Raw genomic sequence first — 248 nt, 5'->3', positions numbered from 1 at the left:
CGATTGATGGCTTTGCGCAGGCACTGACGCTGGAACATGCCGGCAAGCGTTATGATGTGAAGCTGCCGCTGGTCGGTGCGTTCCAGGTCGAGAACGCAATGGTCGCGTCGGGGCTCGTGATCGGCACGGGCGGTGATCCGGCGAAGGTATTCGCGGCGCTCGCGCATCTGAAGGGAGCGCCGGGGCGTCTCGACTTCACGGGCGAGAGGAACGGCGCACCGATCTTCGTCGATTACGCCCACAAGCCC

At 64.5% G+C, this 248-nt stretch carries 1 pseudogene; it reads left to right on the top strand.

The features are described from left to right. Positions 1-248: pseudogene (locus tag ACZ3HH_RS30875) on the top strand (hypothetical protein); the annotation flags it as partial.

It is taken from the genome of Pseudomonas sp. PME37.24/025 (assembly GCF_055556615.1).
The sequence above is the reverse complement of the archived record's forward strand: the minus strand, read 5'-3'. Positions and strand labels throughout refer to the sequence as shown.